At 45.3% G+C, this 19786-nt stretch carries 19 protein-coding genes, 1 other RNA gene and 2 pseudogenes; 5 read left to right on the top strand and 17 right to left on the bottom strand.

The window, feature by feature from the left end; genetic code table 11:
* Positions 1–408: 408 nt before the first annotated feature.
* Entirely contained in the window at positions 409–1242 is an 834-nt protein-coding gene (locus tag DEHRE_RS13195; RefSeq protein WP_025206214.1) for a DUF3102 domain-containing protein, read from the bottom strand.
* Between the two features lie 248 nt (positions 1243–1490).
* Between DEHRE_RS13195 and DEHRE_RS13200 the strand changes: the two genes are divergently transcribed.
* Positions 1491–1694, top strand: a complete 204-nt coding sequence (locus tag DEHRE_RS13200; protein WP_019224928.1) for a hypothetical protein — start codon at positions 1491–1493, stop codon at positions 1692–1694.
* A 131-nt stretch (positions 1695–1825) separates the two neighbouring features.
* Here the strand turns inward: DEHRE_RS13200 and DEHRE_RS13205 are convergent, their stop codons facing one another.
* Positions 1826–2497: a hypothetical protein gene (locus tag DEHRE_RS13205; protein ID WP_019224929.1), complete on the bottom strand. Its 672-nt coding sequence runs from the start codon at positions 2495–2497 to the stop codon at positions 1826–1828.
* Positions 2498–2581: 84 nt separating this feature from the next.
* A complete protein-coding gene (locus DEHRE_RS13210; RefSeq protein WP_019224930.1) occupies positions 2582–3223 on the bottom strand; it encodes a hypothetical protein in 642 nt (213 codons plus the stop codon).
* A 65-nt stretch (positions 3224–3288) separates the two neighbouring features.
* On the opposite strand from DEHRE_RS13210, the gene terS reads away from it, so the two are divergent.
* Complete coding sequence (terS, locus tag DEHRE_RS13215) at positions 3289–3672, top strand: phage terminase small subunit (protein ID WP_019224931.1); 384 nt, start codon at positions 3289–3291, stop codon at positions 3670–3672.
* 22 nt (positions 3673–3694) lie between these two features.
* Positions 3695–4039, top strand: coding sequence for a phage scaffolding protein (locus DEHRE_RS13220; protein ID WP_019224932.1), 345 nt, complete (start codon positions 3695–3697; stop codon positions 4037–4039).
* 75 nt (positions 4040–4114) lie between these two features.
* Here DEHRE_RS13220 and DEHRE_RS13225 read toward each other — a convergent pair whose 3' ends face one another.
* The 3 genes from DEHRE_RS13225 to DEHRE_RS13235 are packed head-to-tail and all read right to left on the bottom strand — an operon-like array spanning position 4115 to position 5308.
* Entirely contained in the window at positions 4115–4372 is a 258-nt protein-coding gene (locus tag DEHRE_RS13225) for an OB-fold protein (protein ID WP_019224933.1), read from the bottom strand.
* An 8-nt stretch (positions 4373–4380) separates the two neighbouring features.
* A complete protein-coding gene (locus tag DEHRE_RS13230; protein ID WP_083221862.1) occupies positions 4381–5010 on the bottom strand; it encodes an RNA polymerase sigma factor in 630 nt (209 codons plus the stop codon).
* Entirely contained in the window at positions 4964–5308 is a 345-nt protein-coding gene (locus DEHRE_RS13235; RefSeq protein ID WP_019224935.1) for a hypothetical protein, read from the bottom strand. The genes DEHRE_RS13230 and DEHRE_RS13235 overlap by 47 nt, the downstream gene beginning before the upstream one ends.
* 118 nt (positions 5309–5426) lie before the next feature.
* On the opposite strand from DEHRE_RS13235, the pseudogene DEHRE_RS15675 reads away from it, so the two are divergent.
* A pseudogene (locus tag DEHRE_RS15675) lies at positions 5427–5606 on the top strand (transposase); the annotation flags it as partial.
* A 117-nt stretch (positions 5607–5723) separates the two neighbouring features.
* On the opposite strand, the gene ssrA reads toward DEHRE_RS15675, so the two are convergent.
* Positions 5724–6074: a transfer-messenger RNA gene (gene ssrA / locus DEHRE_RS14535) on the bottom strand.
* A 345-nt stretch (positions 6075–6419) separates the two neighbouring features.
* On the opposite strand from ssrA, the gene DEHRE_RS13245 reads away from it, so the two are divergent.
* Complete coding sequence (locus tag DEHRE_RS13245) at positions 6420–7862, top strand: PIG-L deacetylase family protein (RefSeq protein ID WP_019224938.1); 1443 nt, start codon at positions 6420–6422, stop codon at positions 7860–7862.
* On the opposite strand, the gene DEHRE_RS13250 is transcribed toward DEHRE_RS13245, so the two are convergent.
* From DEHRE_RS13250 to DEHRE_RS13295, 10 genes and pseudogenes are all read right to left on the bottom strand, one after another.
* Positions 7859–8848: a DUF4003 domain-containing protein gene (locus tag DEHRE_RS13250; RefSeq protein WP_019224939.1), complete on the bottom strand. Its 990-nt coding sequence runs from the start codon at positions 8846–8848 to the stop codon at positions 7859–7861. The two genes, DEHRE_RS13245 and DEHRE_RS13250, sit on opposite strands and share 4 nt — an antisense overlap.
* Positions 8849–8871: 23 nt before the next feature.
* Positions 8872–9337, bottom strand: a pseudogene (gene smpB / locus DEHRE_RS13255) (SsrA-binding protein SmpB).
* Positions 9338–9444: 107 nt separating this feature from the next.
* Positions 9445–10209 carry an alpha/beta hydrolase gene (locus DEHRE_RS13260; protein WP_019224941.1) on the bottom strand — a complete coding sequence of 255 codons (765 nt, stop codon included), beginning with the start codon at positions 10207–10209 and terminating at the stop codon, positions 9445–9447.
* A 241-nt stretch (positions 10210–10450) separates the two neighbouring features.
* Complete coding sequence (locus DEHRE_RS13265) at positions 10451–12460, bottom strand: sodium-translocating pyrophosphatase (protein WP_019224942.1); 2010 nt, start codon at positions 12458–12460, stop codon at positions 10451–10453.
* Positions 12461–12589: 129 nt separating this feature from the next.
* Positions 12590–12820 carry a preprotein translocase subunit SecG gene (secG, locus tag DEHRE_RS13270; protein WP_019224943.1) on the bottom strand — a complete coding sequence of 77 codons (231 nt, stop codon included), beginning with the start codon at positions 12818–12820 and terminating at the stop codon, positions 12590–12592.
* Positions 12821–13039: 219 nt separating this feature from the next.
* Positions 13040–14314, bottom strand: a complete 1275-nt coding sequence (eno, locus tag DEHRE_RS13275; RefSeq protein WP_025206215.1) for a phosphopyruvate hydratase — start codon at positions 14312–14314, stop codon at positions 13040–13042.
* Positions 14315–14410: 96 nt separating this feature from the next.
* Positions 14411–15961, bottom strand: coding sequence for a 2,3-bisphosphoglycerate-independent phosphoglycerate mutase (gene gpmI, locus DEHRE_RS13280; RefSeq protein WP_019224944.1), 1551 nt, complete (start codon positions 15959–15961; stop codon positions 14411–14413).
* 5 nt (positions 15962–15966) lie between these two features.
* On the bottom strand, positions 15967–16731 hold the full coding sequence (gene tpiA / locus DEHRE_RS13285; RefSeq protein WP_019224945.1) for a triose-phosphate isomerase: 765 nt from the start codon (positions 16729–16731) through the stop codon (positions 15967–15969).
* A 132-nt stretch (positions 16732–16863) separates the two neighbouring features.
* Positions 16864–18057 carry a phosphoglycerate kinase gene (locus DEHRE_RS13290; RefSeq protein ID WP_019224946.1) on the bottom strand — a complete coding sequence of 398 codons (1194 nt, stop codon included), beginning with the start codon at positions 18055–18057 and terminating at the stop codon, positions 16864–16866.
* Between the two features lie 273 nt (positions 18058–18330).
* Positions 18331–19785: a TrkH family potassium uptake protein gene (locus tag DEHRE_RS13295; protein ID WP_019224948.1), complete on the bottom strand. Its 1455-nt coding sequence runs from the start codon at positions 19783–19785 to the stop codon at positions 18331–18333.
* Between the last annotated feature and the right edge of the window lies 1 nt (position 19786).

Raw genomic sequence — 19786 nt, forward strand, 5'->3', positions numbered from 1 at the left:
TGTCCAGCCGTTCCCGAAGCGTCATATTACATTTATATATTCTAAGTTTTGGGAACGGCGTGTTATCTGCCGTGTGGCACCCTCAAGCTGGGTTGCCATGGACGGCAACCGACCGCAACAACTTCTTAATGCAATTGGCATATCCTCCATTTTATGTTACATTTTACCACGTCCTAGACAATAAATCATTATATTATGAATATTATCAGGTTAAGCCTTCCAGCCTCATAGACAGTTTGATCCGAAGCATTGTAAACAATATTGTTAAGGGTTCGCTGTTTGGTTAGCGGAGCGCCGGATGATGCTGAAACAACGGCCATTCCCATCATCCCCTTTCCCTTTTATTGGACAGCTTACGGCTGTCTTATACATACTATGCTTGGCTTGTCCAAAGGTTCCAAAAAAAAATCAGGAATTAACTCTAAGCGGCTTCTTGGGGGGCGGCCACTCTTTAATCGTCCCTGCCATATATTCAATCAGCCGGTTAGCCTCTTTTCTTTTCTCTTCTTTCAGCTTCGGATCGATATGGGTCAGATTGGTGAGTGCTGTTGTCAGATCGAAGAAGGTATCGGCGATCGTTTTGCAGCAAGCGTCGCATTTTTCTACATACTTGATGTGAGCGTCCGGGTCATGTTCGGTTTTAAGGTTGTGGGTCGGCAGGGCGGGTTGACCGGCAGAGAAGGCTTCTGCTTTGACATTCTCCGGATTTGTTGGCATTGACGGGGTCTTAGCCTGCTCCTTTTTTAATTCGGAGATGGTGCTGTCGATCGCCTTCAGTCCTTTTTTAAATGCTTGATTCTCCTGAAGCGCCTGTTCCTTTTCCTGATTGGCCTTGTCTCTGTCCTGAAGTGCCTGCTGCAGCTTCTTGGTGGTCATACCGCCGACATCATTCTGCTCGATGAATTCCTCCCGCTCCTCTGCCGGTAAACCCAGAAGGAGGAGGGCCTGGGTGTAAGTCATATTCGACATTGATGTCGATTTTGACGTGTCCAATCCGTCAGAGAAGTTTGGCCCGTACTCTTGGTAGAGCTTTATCAGTCTTTCGGCAGTTTTCTGGGAATAGCTCACAGACTCTGCCAGCCAATTACCCCATTCCCCGTGTTTGACCAAATCCTTGGCTTCCAGCAAACGACGGCCGATTTCAATGGCACCGGCAAGCAGGATTTTTTTGGTTTGGCAAGTTATCATATTTATTTCAGCCGCAATGATAAGCGGCGTGCGTTCGGTGACCGGATTATCCATACCGCCCATCCTTTTATTATTCGTCTAAATACAGCATACGCAGATAGGCTTCAGATGGTGAGGGCTTAGTTTCTACTTATTAATGAAGCAGAACCCCGGCCAATTTTGATATGCTCCTCCTTGCACTAAACAGTTTTTGTTATTTGAACTGTCTACTACGAAGGGAGCATATCAATTGGGACGGTCTTTTTATTGCAGGAAAATACTTCCTTTCATCGAATATTAACAGAACAAGGGAGGGATTTATCTTGTTGTGCGAAAAAGATTATTTTGACGCTGCCGCAGTAATCTTCGCAGGTATGCTAAAAAATGATGCTATCGAAATGGAGTTTGTGCAAAACCCAAATCATCAACTCGAGATAAGATTTAAGACTGAAGGTTCAAAAGATTTTGTTTCATCAAGCGGAATTATGTCGGCGATTATTCGAAGCATAAAAACAACTGAAACCTAAACGGAAAATAAGAGCTTTCGGGCTCTTATTTTTATTTCTCCAAAACAAACGAAGACCTCAGAGATACAGTATTAAATTATAAATATTAATATACTAACGAATGAAATCTTTTTGAATAAATCGAATGGTAATTAGTTTAATATCAAATCTATACCAATTATTTGATTATTTTTTTTGTTTTTAATTAAGATTATATCGTCGCATTTTTTAATAAAATACCTTATTGCAATTGATTCACGTAACTTGTCTGTGTATGTCCAACCATATGGAGTGAGGCAAATTTTTCGTTCTCTCGCATAACATCTCAGTAAAAGATCCCAAGTTGAATCAAAGGATGGGCAATTGATAGGTTTTATCATCTCAGGATTAACTTTATAACAAAGTGAGCCTTCGGTAGGCGGATCAGGATAGGCTGGATTATCCAGATACAAGTCCAAAATAGTCGGTTCTAAATTGCTATTTTTAAATAATAATTGCATTAATTGGGCAGAATCGGGCTTCACTTGCCGAAAAATTAAAGTTCTGATCTCTCCTTGTTTACTTTTTATTGCTTGAACCTTTTCATAATGAGGCGCCAATTCCGTCAAAACATACTGACAAATTTCCTCGTCAGGAACTGGGATAGACGTATATAAATTTAATATACCAGCTGCAGTTGGGCCGAGAAAAAATTGACAAAAAGGAGAGAAGGATTCTGGTACTTCATTTTGATTAATTGCTAAGTCAACTAGATCTCTGGAATCGCTAGTATTAATTACGTTTTTCATAAGAGTTTCTTTGTCTATCTCAACTGTCCAACTCATATAATTAAACCTCCGCAATCTGCCAGGCTAGGATATTAATCTAGCCTGGCAAAAATTATATCCACGTAGTATAAGTATATACTATTAATTGACGTAAACGGGACTTAAATCTACCAGTTGGATTAACTCATAATTAGCATACCTACCCATAGCTATACCACCAAATGTCGCTGTGTAATATCCTCCTGATGATACCGTGGTTGATACTTGGTCTAAAAATTGAGACACAGATGGATTAAACCATAAAGTATTAGCTCTTGTTACTAATGGTATTTCAAGTTCTAAGTTAGGATTTACATAATAGAAGGTAGCAGCCCATTCCGCGTAACTTACCATATCAATGAAAAAATGAGCTGTAATGTTACAATTCACGGTTCTGCCAGAGTGAGTCATGCCTCCGGTAACATATCCTCTTACTCCACTTAACGGTAGCGAGGCAAGAGATTTTACTGGATCGCTAGACTCTAACGAATTAGTTGATGTTGTTGTGTCTTTTTCAACAATAAGGGCTAACCCTTCGTTGGGATCTAGTCCATACTTCTTTAATACTTTACGGTCTTTTGTCTTGGAGTAATCTTCTACTAATTGAGTAACTTGATCTTGTGTTAAGACTGCATGTTTTGATGACGTATCAACAGTTTGTGCACTTGCAAAACAAGGTATAGAAAGTGTGAATATAAGAGTTAAAACTACAGCGATAAACTTTTGGGAAAACATTTTAGGCATAATGGAACCTCCTTAATTGGATAACTCATACTACGTTGATAATAGCATTAATTGGTGGTGAAGGTGTGGCAAAAGAAAAAAATCCTCTAAGAGGTAAAGCTCTTGAGATATTCCAAGAGTCTGAAGGAAATATAACCAATCGTGAGATTGCAAATATACTTGAGATACCCGAACGTACCGTCAGCGTATGGAAGCTACGGGACAAATGGAACGATCAAATAGGTTGTAGTACTTCAATTTCAAAAAACTGTAGTACTACAAAATGTAAGCACGGCGGCCAGCCGAAAAATAAAAACGCCAAAGGCCATGGGGCTCCGGTCAAAAACAAGAATGCGGAGACTCATGATTTTTTTAGTAAATACCTCCCGGATGAGACACTGGAGATCATGCAGGTGATCCAGGAGAAGCACCCGCTGGACATCCTTTGCCAATCTGGCCGATGCCAATAAACAAATTGAGGCCTTTAAGGGCATGGATATTGAGGGCATTAAGGGTGCAGCTGACGAGTGGAAAACCAAGTATGAGACTTCCAAGACAGAAGCAGACAAAGAGCTTAATAAGCTGAGGTTGGACGATGCGGTCGAACGAGCTCTAATGGCCGCAAAGACCAAGAATCCGAAGCTGGCCAAGGCGGCTCTGGACATGTCTCTTATTAAATTGGACGGGGAGACCATCCTCGGGCTGAATGAACAGCTTGAGAAGCTTAAAGCGAGTGACGGGTACCTCTTTGAAGAAGTCGGCAATGAAGACAAAGGCGGCTCATCCTTCAGGGTTGAAAGTGGCGGAAAGAGTACAGCTTTGGAACAGCCAGAGTAGAAGTAAAAAAAGCCTCGAGGGAGAGATCCTTCGGGGCTTTTTTGCGTTTATGGCTACATTTAGGGCTGTAATATCTTATTTTATGCTTTCAACATCTAATGAATAACCAATTACTTCTCCAACATCGGTAATAGTTCCAATCACGGTGACTTTTTGTTTGTTTGTAAATTTGGCTACTGTAGCTTTCTGTTCTTCAGTTATGTAACACATGACATTGAATAACGAATAACTATCATCCAAAGGGCCAATGGAAAAATATTTACCACTACTATCAATATTCGATAATTGACCGGTTATCTCAACATATTTTCCTTCCTGTCTAGTTCTCATCATACTAGACTTTACGCTCTGGGTGTACTGATCAATATCAAGGCCATGGTTGCCGGTTGCTCGAGTTGAGAATACCCTTCAAGCCTTGCCTGTATAACCGCGCGCTGTCGTTCCGGAAGCGTTGAAATGATCTCATGTAGTACAACCTTTAGCCGATTTCTGACCATTTCGTCACTGATTTCATCTTCGAAATTGGCTGTCGGGTCCGGAAGCGTATCAATAAGCAGAATTGTATTTCCGTCGTTCCTGTTTATGGGGGTGTCAAGGCTGATCATACCCTTTTCGTGTTGGCTTTGTGCGGTTCTGCGGCGGTCTTTATAACCCCATATAATTTGTTTAACGATGTATGTCGCCAGGCTGGCCGAACCTTCTTCACGGAATTTGTTTACCTTTTTTATCATCATAAAAAAGGCTTCCTGCATTTCATCATCAAAATCTTGTTCACGACCACGACATAAACGGCGGACAGTATAGCGAATCAGTCTATGATTTTGCAAATACAGAGCTTCCAGGGCGGAAGGATCGCCATCATGGTACAGCTTGACCAGTTCTTCGTTCGTCAGATAGTTTTCACGATCCCGACCCCCTTCCTGTTTATGGTGAAGCACCACCTGACCCCAGGAAGTCTTCGTCGTCGTCATAGTCCTTAAATATGGGAACGGCTGTCTTTGTTGCTTTATAGCCGCCGCGATCCCGTTCCTTTGACAGCCAGTTATTTACAAACCTAAGAATCCCGCTTCTGGTCTTTCTCTTTGAAGGATTGGCGTCCAGCCATCCCTTCATTTTCCGAAGCTCCTGTTGAACATCTACGGCAGGATACAGCTTCGACCATTCCGCGATTTTTGCTTCCGCGATCCCGTATTCGCTCTTATCATTTAAGATCAAGGAAATAACGTGATCAGGCGCCGGCCGGCATGAAGCGGCTTCCGCTCCGTGCAAACATTCTTCTTCTGGTTCGGAATCCTGATTTCTGGTTTCTGGTTCTTTATTCGGGAACCCTTTCGGGAATCGTTTCGAAACTATTTCAGTAAGGGTTTCTAAAGGCTTTTCAATGCTTGTATGCCTCTCAGAACATCCTTTTGGTACGGTTAAGTGGTACCATGGAGCCCATTATCTTTTATGCAAGGGTATAGAAAAAACCACAGGCGAGCTGGGGCTTAGTTTCCTTGCATATAATTTGAAAAGGGCAATTAATATGGTAGGAACAAAGAAATTAGTGGCAGCAATGAAGGCTTGATGGCCTTCTTTTTTTTGTATTTTTCTAACTATAAACAAAAAAACGGTCAGAAAACCGTTAAAAATTTGCTCCGGAAAATTTCAAACCCGCATGAATAGCGGGTTTTTGGACGAATTTTGGTGGAGGCGAGGGGACTTGCACCCCTGTATCGAAAGACAATACCAAAAGCATCTACGTGTGTAGCTCTCATTTTAATTCTCGCTTCGCGGGACTCCTGAAAGCGGGATTCCTTTGAAGCCAGTCTGGTTAATCCTTGTTTTGGCCTCAGACGGTGGCCGCACAAGTTTTCCTGCTAATTTGACACCCTGGCCCTTCCCCGCAGGTTAAGAAGGCAGGATGTAGCAGCTTAAGCTGCTAAAGCGTAATTTGTTTTGTCAGTTATTGTTTGTCCGCTGTTTAACGAGGTCAAGCGGGATCTCGACACGCGACTCTTGCCATTGCTCCCCCGAGCGAGTCTAAAACGCCCCCGAGAAAGTGTAGCGATATCATTATACCATATCTCAACATTTTGACTAGTACCAACTTGAAAATCTTATTTAATGTTTACAGAAAATACAAATATCTTTCTTAAGAAGCATGATTCAGCCTATAGAACTTTATTTTTAATTTTAATTTAATTCTCTACTTAACAATTAATTTAAAAAACGATCTTAATTGTTAGATTTTTATTTTTGTCATCTCATGCTATCTTAAGCATCTTATTTTAAGGTATAATATTAGATGGTAATTTAACCATAGAGACTATGAATTTGTATAAAATTACTCGAGCAAAAATTCTTAAAAACACATTTTGCTGAGCTTAACTGAGGTAATATGAAAAAGATCTTGAAAAGAAGAATTTTTCTGGCTGCTTCGACTCTGATTATTGTATTCGCATTTGTCTTTATCCTATCGGATCAGATGGTTGCCAATTATATGGTCGACACAACTCCGGAGCATATCGATGCGCCTGGGGCGGGCTCCCGGGTCCTGATCATTGCGCCGCACCCCGATGACGAGACGCTGGGGGCGGGTATGCTCATCAAAAAGACGCTGGCTAACGGAGGTAAAGTAAAAGTGGTCCTTATGACCAATGGTGATGGTTATAGGGTTGCAGCCCATTTAGACTATACAAAAATAACGCTTACACCAAAAGAATATATCAATTTTGGCTATACGCGCCAGCAGGAATCAGTGAAAGCTTTGGCATCATCGGGAGTTTCTGAAAGCGATATTATCTTCCTGGGTTATCCTGACGGCGGACTTGCCTCACTATGGTCTTCCAACTGGAATTCAACGAATCCGTACACCAGTCCCTATACCCAAGCAGACCGGTCACCCTATACCGACAGTTTTAAGAAAAACCGCCTGTATTGCGGGCAAAATGTTGTCGCTGATTTATCACAGATTATTCACGATTTTCAGCCAACCGATATTGTCATGCCGCACCCGAATGATAAACATCCGGATCATTGGGCTAGCAATGCTTTCACGAAATATACGCTGACTGTGCTGAACTATTCTCCGCAGAAAGAGTGGCTTTATCTAATTCACCGCGGTTTATGGCCTAGCCTGGAAGCCGGCTCACAGCATAAAAAGGATCTTGCGCCGCCGGCCAAACTGCTTAAAACCGGCACCAAGTGGTATGCACTCGACCTAACTGATCAGGAAATAAGATTAAAGACCGAAGCGATCAAGCTGTATCATTCGCAGCAAAAAACACTGGGATTCCAGATGTCCTGTTTTGAAAAGCAGAGCGAATTATTCGGTCAGTATACAGATGCTAAACTAATCAGCGGCATGCGTATGGATTCGGACATTACGCCAAATGCCGGCAATATATTGATTCAGGACCCGGTTCAGGATAAACTGCTTTTGGATGTAGACAAAGGAGGCGATATCTTAGCTGTCCATGCAGAAATCTCCAAGGAAGGCAATTTGCATCTTATTATACAAACAGATCAAAAAATGATTAAGGAATTAAATGAATATCGTTATAATCTGGTCTTTATTAATAAAGAAAAGTCCTCGCACCTGACCCTCATCGTCAAAGGAAATGAGGTCTATGCGCAGGACCCAACTACAAATACAATCACAAGGGAGACTGTAAATATTTGTGTTTCAAATCAGGGCGGTATGTCTCATCTTATTATTAATCAATCAGCATTTCAGCAATTAGAATTTGGCCATTATGATCATGTCTTTATGGATGCGGAGTCCGCGTTTAATAACCACCTGATAGACAAAACTGCCTGGCGGATGATCGATACACGCTAGCTGCCGCTGGATGCAGCCGTTGCGGCACACGCAGCGCCGATCATTGCTGCGTTTTGAGCTGCGATGAGTGCTTCAATCGTCACAAAAGCATTGGTATAGATCACATCATTGCTGTTTTTGAGGCTTTCCAACATCGTGCAAGAAACGAGCGACGCTGCTGTAAGAAAAATAGTCTCCTTGCCCAACCAGCGGATATTTCGGTCTTCTCGGAGAACTTCACTCATTCCGAGCACCTCACGCGCAGCTCTCTGGCTTTTATCTTCAAGCAAGGTAAGCAGACCGAGTGTTCCATAGTTATTGGCGTAGACTTTTAATTTATTTTGACCGAAGAAATCATACAGGATGCGGCATCTTGCAGCTTTTGCCTTACTGTTCTCCTCACTCAGACTTAAGATGTGCGACAAGAATTGGAGTCCGTTTCCACGGCTAAAACCACATTCATGAAGTTCTTTGTACAGCTCTTCCATTTTAGCTATGATACTCTGTACGGGTTTATCCGAAGCTGCAAGCAGGATTGAGACAGCATAGTCGTCACCGGAAGTCAGCCAAGGGTGATGTTTCTTCATTTCGGTGAAAATCTCATAGGCTTTGGCAATCCGAATATCGGCTTTGCGCGGTTCGCAATTCAAGAGCAGTGTATAGGCGGTCACAGGCCTGTATGTGTAACTGCGAAACCCGTTTTCTTTAAGTCTTTCATCATAAGCAAGAAGAATATCCAGTTTTGTTTCCGGATCGGGAGAATTGACGAGCAGCAAGGCTGAATACAGAATGGATCTTTGTCTGAAACTCGAAAAAGAACCCAAATTCTTTTTGATATAGTCATTGACCCTTTCGATTTCTTTCCTGTCATAAACCTTGTCTTTGGCTACATAAGACAAAGCAATCAGCGTATTGATACTGCTTGAATTTTTCCAGCGAAAGTCCTTGGCAACCTGCTGATAGATGCTGATCAGATTTTCAGCTTTTTTCCGAAGATTACTGTCCATTTCCCCATCCCCTTTCCCGCGAACTAACCCTTGTTTCTGTCTCTTAAATCCCGTTCCATTTGCCTTTTGGCATCCCGCTCAGCCAGATCATCCCGCTTGTCATAAGTTTTTTTTGCCTTTACACAGCCCAAGTTCAATTTTGGCCATGCCGTGCTTGAGATAAATCTTTAACGGGACAAGGGTCATTCCCTGTAGTTTGACCTTATCCCCCATCTTAATAATCTCGGTGCGATTAAACAGCAGTTTTCTCTTCCGCAGCGGATCATGGTTGAACCTGTTCCCTTGTTCATACGGGCTGATATGCATCTGATTCAGCCAGACCTCACCCTTGATAATTTCAGCATAACTGTCTTTGAGATTCACACGGCCGGCCCGGATTGACTTTATCTCGGTCCCCGTTAAGATGATCCCGGCTTCATAACTGTCCTCGACAAAGAAATCGTGCCTGGCTTTTCTGTTTTCAGCGATGACCTTAATTCCCTCAGCCAATCTATTTCCACCTCGCTGCTTTATCTATTAATAATATTACCCGTTGTTGACCGCTCAGGCAATGGGTATTTCCTTTAGATTATTTTGAAAAAAATCAGTAAACCGACCTATGGGACCAGCAGCTGACGCTTTTCTATAAATTCCCGTATTTTTTGGGCCAATTCGTCCCGCGCTGCGCTCAACGGCAGATAGTGATCCTCATCTTTCCAGTAAACTGCATCGCAATAGCGGTCTCCGATGTTCTTCTGAATAAATTCACCGCTGGACGGATGGACTGTCCCGTCAGCCATGCTCTGGACCATAAGCGTCGGACAGCTGATTTGGGGCAATTTTCCTTTCATTCGTTCAATGGCTTGGTTTAAAGAAATAAAAGATATCACCGGTACCTGAATATAGGAAAAATGGGGGAGTCCCTCGCTGTTCAGGCTGATCTCAGCGGTTTTATGCGGTTTGCCAACATATTCTATTTTTCCTATCAAGCTTTCGGCCTGATGCAGCTTTTCATCAACATAAATAATCGGGGCATTGATGGAGACTGCACCGTCGATCCTGCCCTGAGCAGCCAGAGACAGTGCCAGCAATCCGCCCATGGAATGTCCGACGGCAAGGACTTTCTGATACGTTTTCTTTAATTGCTCAGCTGCTTCGGCAACAGCTCGCTCCCAATCCTGCCAGGATGTCTTCTTCAAGTCTTCTATTGAAGTTCCATGGCCGGGAAGAAGCGGGGCCTGGACTGTATATCCCCAATTTTTCAATCTCTCACCAAGTGGCTTCATATCAATCGGGCAGGCTGTAAAGCCGTGAATCAGAAGGATCGCCGTGCTTCCGCCTGAAAAGTAAAAAGGTTTGGCCAGCTCTTCTCGTGTAAACATGCTTCTCCCTTCCACTTGCCAACATCAGGCAATAATGTCCTTATCGGTTTATTTAAACAGATTTTTTTGCCGAATGCAATGTCTTTGATTTTATGATGGTAAATTAAGCTTTGATGATAGTCTTAAAGAATAAATAAAAAGATTTAAGATAAATAAAATTCATACAAAAATAGAAATGGAGATGCTTTAAAGGCATCTCCATATATTTCACTTGAAAACGATGTTTGACGGACCTAACCTCTTAGTGAAGGAAAGGAGCAATGATCAGGGAAATCGTTCCCATAACTTTAATCAAAGCATTCAGGGAAGGACCGGCAGTATCTTTGAACGGATCGCCAACAGTGTCGCCGATAACAGCTGCAGCGTGAGCAGGAGTCCCCTTGCCGCCATGGTGTCCGGATTCAATATATTTCTTGGCATTGTCCCAGGCCCCGCCGGCGTTGGCCATGAATACGGCCATCAGGAAGCCGGCAAATGTACCGCCTGCGAGCATTCCACCCATGGCACTCTTGCCTAAAATAAATCCAACAAGTACCGGTGTGCATACGGCCAGTAAACCAGGAGCGATCATTTGTCTGATTGCCGCTTTGGTCGAAATATCAACGCAGGCCGCATAATCAGGTTTCGCTTTGCCTTCCATCAGTCCGGGGATTTCTCTGAACTGACGGCGGACTTCAGCAATCATGTCAAACGCAGCTCTTCCGACCGCCTGCATCGCAAAAGCGGAGAACAGGAACGGCAGGGCAGCACCAATAAATAGACCGATAATCGTCGTCGGCACAAGAATGTCAATGACCTGAAGGTCGGCAAGTTCAGCAAACGCGTTGAACAGAGCCAGCGCGGTAATTGCAGCTGATCCAATCGCGAAGCCTTTAGCTACGGCAGCTGTGGTATTTCCAACAGCGTCAAGTTTATCTGTTGTTTTACGCACACTCGGATCGAGTTCAGCCATTTCGGCAATACCGCCGGCATTGTCAGCCACCGGTCCGAAAGAGTCAATCGCAACGATGATTCCCGCTGTGGAAAGCATCGCCATTGCAGCCATCGCAATGCCATATATACCCGCAACCTGATAAGCCACCAGGATCGCAGCACAAATCGTAATGACCGGCAAAGCTGTACTTTTTAGACCGACAGCCAAACCCGTGATGATGTTCGTAGCTGCTCCGGTTTCGGAGGCCTTGGCAATCGACTGGGCCGGTTTCTTTTCATTGGATGTGTAGTACTCCGTGATCAAACCAATGATAATATTTACTGCAAGACCGCAGATAATGGCTAAAAATATCCTGTTTGGTGTGAGTACGAGTCCGGATTCTGTGACATAAGTTGCCGGCATCAGCAGATGGACTGCGGCAAAAGAACCAATAGCTGTAATCACATTTGTTCCCCAAAGGCCCATGTTCAGAGCCATCTGTGGATTGGCCTTTTCTCCTGTGCGCACAAAGAAGCTGGCAATAATCGAGGCAAGAATACCGATCGCACCGATAATCAGGAAGATAGACTCCCCAATGCCATGACCGCCGAAGACCGAAAAGCCGATCAGCATGCCGGAAATGGCGGTTGCAGCATAAGATTCAAACAAGTCGGCACCCATACCTGCTGTATCGCCAACGTTGTCACCGACATTATCAGCAATAACTGCCGGGTTACGCGGATCATCTTCTGGAATTCCGGCTTCAACCTTCCCTACAAGGTCAGCTCCAACGTCAGCAGCCTTGGTAAAGATACCTCCACCGACACGGGCAAACAGTGCAATCGCACTTGCGCCAAAAGCAAAGGAGTTGATTGTTTCAGCATCACCAAAGATCATAAACAGCCCGGCAACACCTAACAGACCCAGACCAGCCACCGAAAATCCCATAACTGCGCCTGCGCGGAATGACACGCCGAGTGCTTTGTTCAAACTGGTACGGGCAGCTTCTGTTGTACGGGCATTGGCTCTGGTCGTAATCCCCATGCCGACATAACCTGCAGCACCTGAAGCTACTGCACCAACCAAGAAGGACAGTGGTGCCGCAGCGTTACCTTTTAACGCAAATAAAGCAATAAAAATAATGATAACAATCGGAATAAGCGTTCTGTATTGACGGTTCAGATAAGCCATCGCGCCGACTTGAATCGCTTTGGAAATTTCTTTCATTTTGTCATTTCCGGCGCTCTCCTTAAGTACACTTTTTGCAAAAAACAATGCCGCGAGCAGTCCGATAATTCCTGCTCCTACACCCAATAAGGGTATCTGTGAGAAATCCATTCCTACTACCTCCTAATAAATAACCACACGAAGTATGTTCCACGCAGCCTGGTGTGTTGACCTTATTTCATACCGAATAATCCGCACAATTGCGGATAAATCTGCAGGGCACGGGATCTTGCTGTTATCTTATTTTAAAAACAAGGTCAGCCCTAGTGAACTTACAAGGAACAAAACGGCAAATACAACACCAAGTTTGGCGAATAAGCCTTCCTTTCCTTTGGCAGCCTTACCGAAAAATTGCTCACCCGCTCCGGTGATCGAACCGGAAAGACCAGCGCTTTTTCCTGGCTGCAGCAGAACTGTGGCGATTAACCCGAGAGAACTGATGATCAAAATTACAACGATTGCTATTGTCATATTTTCACCTCCCTCAAAGGTTTAAACCGTTATTTTACCCGGCTTTAACTATTTACAGCATATGTTTCCCTGGTCGGCATAAAATAGCATGTTTGTCTGATTATGGTCAGTATTGCTATTTTAGCACAGCCCCAGTGTTGACGCAAGGGAATACGGCCTGAATGGCCGATTATTGCGGATGGAATGCCCATAGCCGATTGTGGATGGACCCAGGACTGATTATTTCAGCACGGCTCTGCCTTTGTAGATAGCGGTTAACCCGAGTTCTTCCTCAATCCGGAGAAGTTCATTATATTTAACCAAACGGTCCGTACGAGCCGGCGCGCCTGTTTTCAGCTGTCCAGCATTGACTGCTACGGCAATATGGGCCAAAGAGACATCTTCTGTTTCTCCGGACCGATGGGAAATAACCGTGGTATAGCCGGCTCTTTTAGCTATCTCTATCGTATCGAGGGTTTCGGTCAGGGTGCCGATCTGATTCAGCTTGATTAAGATGGAATTCCCGCACTTCGCCTGAATTCCCCGGCTAAGCCGTGTTGGATTCGTAACAAACAAATCGTCCCCGACAAGCTGGATTCTGTTGCCGAGCCGTTGGGTGAGTTTAGCCCAGCCGTCCCAGTCTTCCTCTGACAGGCCGTCTTCTATCGAGACAATCGGAAATTTGCTGCATAAGTCTTCATAATAGGCGATCATTTCGTCCGCGGTTTTCGTCAATCCTTCGCCTTCCAGAACATATAGGCCGTTTTTATACATTTCGGTAGCTGCTGCATCAATCGCCAGTGTAACCTCTTCGCCCGGTTTGTAGCCGGCTTTTTGAATGGCATCGACAATGACTTCCAAAGCTTCGGCGTTGGAAGCAAGGTTCGGCGCAAAGCCGCCTTCATCTCCGATTGCGGTTACCAGACCTTTCCCCTTTAAGACGCTCTTAAGGGTATGGTATATTTCCGAGCCCATTCTCATCGCTTCGGCAAAGCTGGCTGCTCCGACCGGCATAATCATAAATTCCTGAATATCCACATTGTTGTCGGCATGTTTGCCTCCGTTCAGGATATTCATCATCGGCACGGGAAGCTCCTTGGCATTAATGCCGCCGATATACTGGTAGAACGGCAGGCCGAGATAAAGAGAAGCCGCTCTGGCTGCAGCCAACGATACGCCCAGAATGGCATTAGCTCCAAGCTTGCTCTTGGTTTCCGTTCCGTCGATCTCTTGAAGCGTCCGGTCGATCCCCGGCTGATCAAAGACATTGAGTCCTTCCATTTCCAGACCAATCACGTCATTGACATTGTCAACAGCCTGAAGAACGCCTTTGCCAAGATAACGGTTCTTGTCCCCGTCGCGCAGTTCCAGAGCCTCAAAAGCTCCGGTGGAAGCGCCGGACGGCACAGCAGCCCGCCCCATGGTGCCGTCTTCCAGCACAACATCTACTTCAACAGTCGGAAAACCTCTGGAATCAAGGATTTCCCGTGCAATTACCTGGTCAATAAAACTCATCATAGTCACTCCTTCATTTTTTTTGATTTTTTTGGGTATACGTTATTGCCAGTACCTTGGTAGTGGGTATACACCTGGGTTTGTTTGCCATGGATACTAGTATAAAAGCAAGGATTTACCAGTCATTTCCGCCGGAATATCAAGCTTCAGCAACTTCAGCATCGTCGGTGCAATATCGCAGAGACTTCCTCCCTCCCGGAGGGTGCGGTCTTTATACGTATCATTCACCAGAATGAACGGTACCTTATTGGTCGTATGCGCTGTAAACGGTGAATTTGTTTCCTGATCAATCATGCACTCGGCATTTCCATGGTCCGAAGTAATTAACACAGTCCCGCCTTTGGCCTGAACTGCATCAACGATCTTCCCGATACAAACATCGACAGCTTCCAAGGCCTTGACTGCCGCTAGAAGATATCCGGTATGCCCGACCATATCGGCGTTAGCAAAATTTAAAACAATTACATCATATTGATCGTCCCGCACTTTGCTAAGCAGGGCCTCGGTGATGCCATAGGCGCTCATTTCCGGCTGCAGGTTGTAGGTAGGCACTCCCGGTGACGGAATCAGACAGCGGTCTTCTCCATCTTCAGGTTCCTCTATCCCACCATTGAAAAAGAATGTTACATGCGCATATTTTTCTGTTTCAGCGATGCGAAGCTGCCTTAGACCTTTGGCTGCCAGAGCCTCGCCAAGTGTATTTTCGAGGTTTTGCGGCGGAAAAACCACCGGACAGTCAAAGCTGGCATCGTACTCGGTAAGGCAGACATAATGCACCCGGGGACGGTTTGTCCGTATAAAACCTTCAAAATTTTCTTCAATAAACGCCCGGGTAATTTCTCTGGCCCGGTCTGCCCGAAAATTAAAGAAAAGCACACTGTCGTCGTCTTCAATTACCGCCACTGGACGGCCTGATTCATCCGTGATTACGGTCGGGTCAACAAACTCATCGACAATCTTTTTGTCATAAGCATTCTCTACAGCTGCCAGAGCATTACAGGCCATCGGCCCCTCTCCGGCTACAAGGGCTTTATATGCTTTCTCGACTCTGTCCCAGCGCTTATCCCTGTCCATCACATAATAACGCCCACTAACTGTAGCAATTTTTCCTCTGCCAAGCTGTTTCAGTTTATTTTCCAGCTGCCGGATAAATTCCTTGGCGCTTTGGGGAAGAACATCTCTGCCGTCAAGAACCGGATGAATATAAAGCTTCTCTACACCGGCCTCAACCGCCATGTCCAGTAATGCAAACAAATGACGGATATGGGAATGGACACCACCGTCCGAAAGCAGCCCCAGCAAGTGAAAAGCTTTTCCGGAATCCCTGGCTCGGGTCATTGCTTCGTGCAGCACTTCATTCTTGACAAGGTCTCCTTCGTCCATTGCCTTGAAGATCCGTGTCAGTTCCTGATAGACGACCCGGCCGGCGCCAATGTTTAAGTGGCCGACCTCCGAATTGCCCATTTGTCCTTCCGGCAATCCCACTGCAGCACCCGAAGCGTTAAGCAGCGTATGTGGATAACTTTCCTGCAAACGGGAAAAATTCGGGATCTTTGCAAGCAGCGTTGCATTTCCATTCTTTTCTTTGCTACAGCCCCAACCGTCCAGGATCATCAGCAGGAGCGGCCTCCCTGTTGCCTCGGACATCAAAATCACCTCACGCTGCCAATCAGTTCAGTAAATCCAAGGAAGTCCAGACTTGCTCCACCGACCAGCGCGCCATCAATATCCGGCTGATCCATCAGTTCGGCGATATTGGAAGCCTTGACACTTCCACCGTATAAAATTCGTATTTCCTGAGCGGCTTCAGCGGCGAGCCTCGCCAGGGTGGCACGGATTGCGGCACACATTTCCTGGGCATCCTGCGGAGATGCTGTCCTGCCTGTTCCGATAGCCCAAATGGGTTCATATGCAACAACAATCTTTCTGATTTCTTCGGGACTCAACTCCCTGAGGGCATTCTCAACCTGCCCTTGTACAAAGACTAGGGCCTGACCTGCTTCTCTCAAAGCCAGGTTTTCACCAACACACAGAATTGGCGTCAGTCCAAAGTCCAGTGCGGTCTTGACTTTTTTTGCTATAAGCGCGTCATCTTCTTTAAAATATTCCCTGCGTTCCGAGTGGCCGATAATCACATAGGTACAGGCTAGCTCTGTCAGCATAAGTGGCGATATCTCCCCGGTATACGCACCCTGTGTCTCATAATACATATTTTGGGCGCCAATATGGATGATGCTCTCTTCAAGTTCATCCTTTAAGGCTGCCAGCGCAGTAAACGGCGCACAAATTACCATTTCCGCGTTTGTTCCATTTTCCAGTTTCTCCAAACTTTCCAACAGTCCCGCGGCAAAATCTTTGGCTTCCTGCACCGTCTTATACATCTTCCAATTACCTGCAATGATCGGCTTTCTTGTCATCAGAGACCCCTCCCATAGCTTTTTTATCTGTAATATATTCCTATGCCTGATATTTTTATATCTTATTTTGTGATATTCATATCTCGTAGACTGATTCTTTAAATTCCGCTAATACCTGAAATTGAGTCAATTTCAGTTTTCAGTTTTTTCTTTTAGTACTGCTACACCCGGCAGAATCTTTCCTTCCAGGAATTCGAGCGAAGCGCCCCCTCCGGTAGAAATATGCGTCATTTTTTCTGCCACACCTACTTTTTCCACAGCAGCAACAGAGTCCCCACCTCCGACAATCGTTGTTCCCTGGCATCCAGCCAGCGCCAGCGCGATTTGTTCCGTGCCCCGCGCAAAGTTTTCCATTTCAAATACGCCCATCGGGCCGTTCCATATGACAGTCTTCGCAGGCAAAATCGCCTCTGCAAATAATTCAGCACTTGCCGGGCCAATATCCAAAGCCATTTCTTCCGGAAGAATGTTGGAGACCTCTGTAACTCTGAACGGGGCGTCCGCTTTGAACTCCAGCGTAACGACTACATCCTGCGGGAGCATTAATTTTACGCCGGTACTTTCGGCCTGCCGGAGAAGTTCGGCGGCCAGTTCCACCTTGTCCTCTTCAATCAGTGATTTCCCGACTTCCAGCCCCTGGGCCTTCAGGAACGTATTGGCCATCCCGCCTCCGATGATCAGAACATCCACCTTTTTCAGCAGATTTTCTATGACACCGATTTTATCACTGACCTTCGCTCCACCAATAATCGCAGCAAATGCTCTGGTTGGCTGACCGAGCACCTGGCCAAGGATGTCCACTTCTTTTTTCATCAAGAATCCGGCATAAGCAGGTATATGTTGGGCTATCCCTTCAGTTGAGGCATGTGCCCGGTGCGCCGCTCCAAACGCGTCATTCACGTAGATATCGGCTAAGCCGGCCAGGCTGCGTGCAAAATCAGGGTCATTCTTTTCCTCTTCCTCATGAAATCTGACATTTTCCAGAAGCAAAACCTGCCCATCTTCCATATATTCAACCAGCGCTGCAACCTTGGGCCCGATACAATCAGGAGCGAGCTTCACTTCGGTGTCCAACAGAATGCTTAAATGGGCTGCTGCAGGTGCCAGTGAATATTTGGGATTGACTTTGCCTTTGGGTCTTCCGAGGTGGGAAGCCAAAATGACTTTAGCACCGTTTTCTTTCAGATAACGAATCGTCGGAAGTGCAGCCCTGATTCTGGTATCATCCGTAATATTTTGCTGATCGTCCATCGGCACATTAAAATCCACGCGTACGAAAACACGCTTTCCCTTTACGTCTATTTCATCGATTCCGATTTTATTCATCGTTATATCTCCCTCTTTTTCTTTCATATGTTTGGAGAACAGGTTTAGTTTCCCTTTTCCCTTATTTTCTTATTCGGTCGTATGCTCAGAATATCATTTCCCGGATTCCTTCTGTTCAAATGAACATATTTGTTTGTTTTTATGTTTTATTTTAACATGTTTTTGTTTGTTTGCGCATGTTTTTTTCATTAGGCAATTCATATTCACAGAATCTTCGTTCGGCATTAGGCCACCATCAAAAAAACTGGCCGTAGCCAGTTTTTTGAGATAAGCTTACCAGCTTTTTTTCGATTTCCAAAACTCCGGCGTTAGAAAGACCAGCAGGGTAAAGAGTTCCAGCCTGCCCAGCAGCATACACGCTGTCAAAACAATTTTCCCGAAAGGTTCGATCGGTGCATAGGTAAACATCGGTCCGACGGCGCCAAACCCTGGTCCAACGTTGCTGAGATTCGCAATAACTGCCGACATCGCATCAAAAGGCTCCAGACCTGTACCGGCCAAAAGAATAGACCCGATAGCAAATGTCAGGAAGTAAACGAAGAAAAACCGTCCCACATTACTCAGCACTGTCGTGTCAATTACTTTATCCTGAACAACAATATTGATTACCAGGCGTGGATGGATCGCTTGTCTGAGCTGAGCCAGACCCATTTTGACCAATAAGATCACTCTGGACACTTTTAAACCACCGGCAGTGGATCCGGCACTCGCGCCGATGAACATTAAAAAAAATAAAATCAATTTCGCCAGCCCCGACCACTGGTCAAAATCAGTAGATGCAAATCCGGTAGTCGTCATCAGCGTTACCACTTGAAAGACGGAATGTCTCAGAGCAGCAAGTGATCCCCAGCCCTGCTGGATGACAAGTGAACCGGTGATAATGAGCGTAGACACAACAACTATTAAAAAATAATATTTCAATTCCGTATCTTTGAGCGGACGCAAAGAACGTTTCCGCCAAGCCTGGACGAAAAGACTGAAGTTTGAACCTGCGATAAACATGAAAATGGTCACAACAAGCTCAATAGGGAAAGAATTGTAGGCAGCAATACTTGCCGAGCGCGTGGAGAAGCCACCTGTCGCCACAGTGGCAAAGGCATGGTTCACCGCATCAAAAAGGGACATCCCCGCGAACAACAGCAGCACAATCGTCGCCACTGTAAGCCCTGCGTAGATCCCCCAGAGAATCAGCGCAGTATCTTTGATTCTCGGAACAATCTTCTCGGAAATCGGTCCAGGGACTTCGGAGTTAAAGATGTGGACTGCCCCAATGCCAAGGTTCGGGAGGAGTACAATAAACATCACGATGATCCCCATCCCGCCCATCCAGTGGGTCAGGCTGCGCCAGAAAAGAATACTCCTGGGCAGAACCTCCAGATTACTCAATACGCTTGATCCCGTCGTTGTCAGGCCGGAAACCACTTCGAATAACGCATCAATATAGGTTGGAACGACGCCGGAAATAATAAAAGGCAGCGCCCCAAACAGCGACGCAAAAATCCAGGCTCCCCCGACAACTGCAAAGCCTTCCCGCACGCTAATTTTGCCTTCAACTTTTCCATGGAAGCGCATAACTGTTCCGACAATGACGGTAATGCAAAAAGAAATTAGAAAAGCCCAGCCGACCTTCTCTTGAAAGAACAGCGCAACAGCAATCGGAATAACCATGGCAAAACTGTAGGCAATCAAGAACCTTCCCAAGATATTTTCCAGCAGCGTAAAATTCATG

Source organism: Dehalobacter restrictus DSM 9455 (genome assembly GCF_000512895.1).
GTDB classification, from domain to species: Bacteria; Bacillota; Desulfitobacteriia; order Desulfitobacteriales; family Syntrophobotulaceae; genus Dehalobacter; species Dehalobacter restrictus.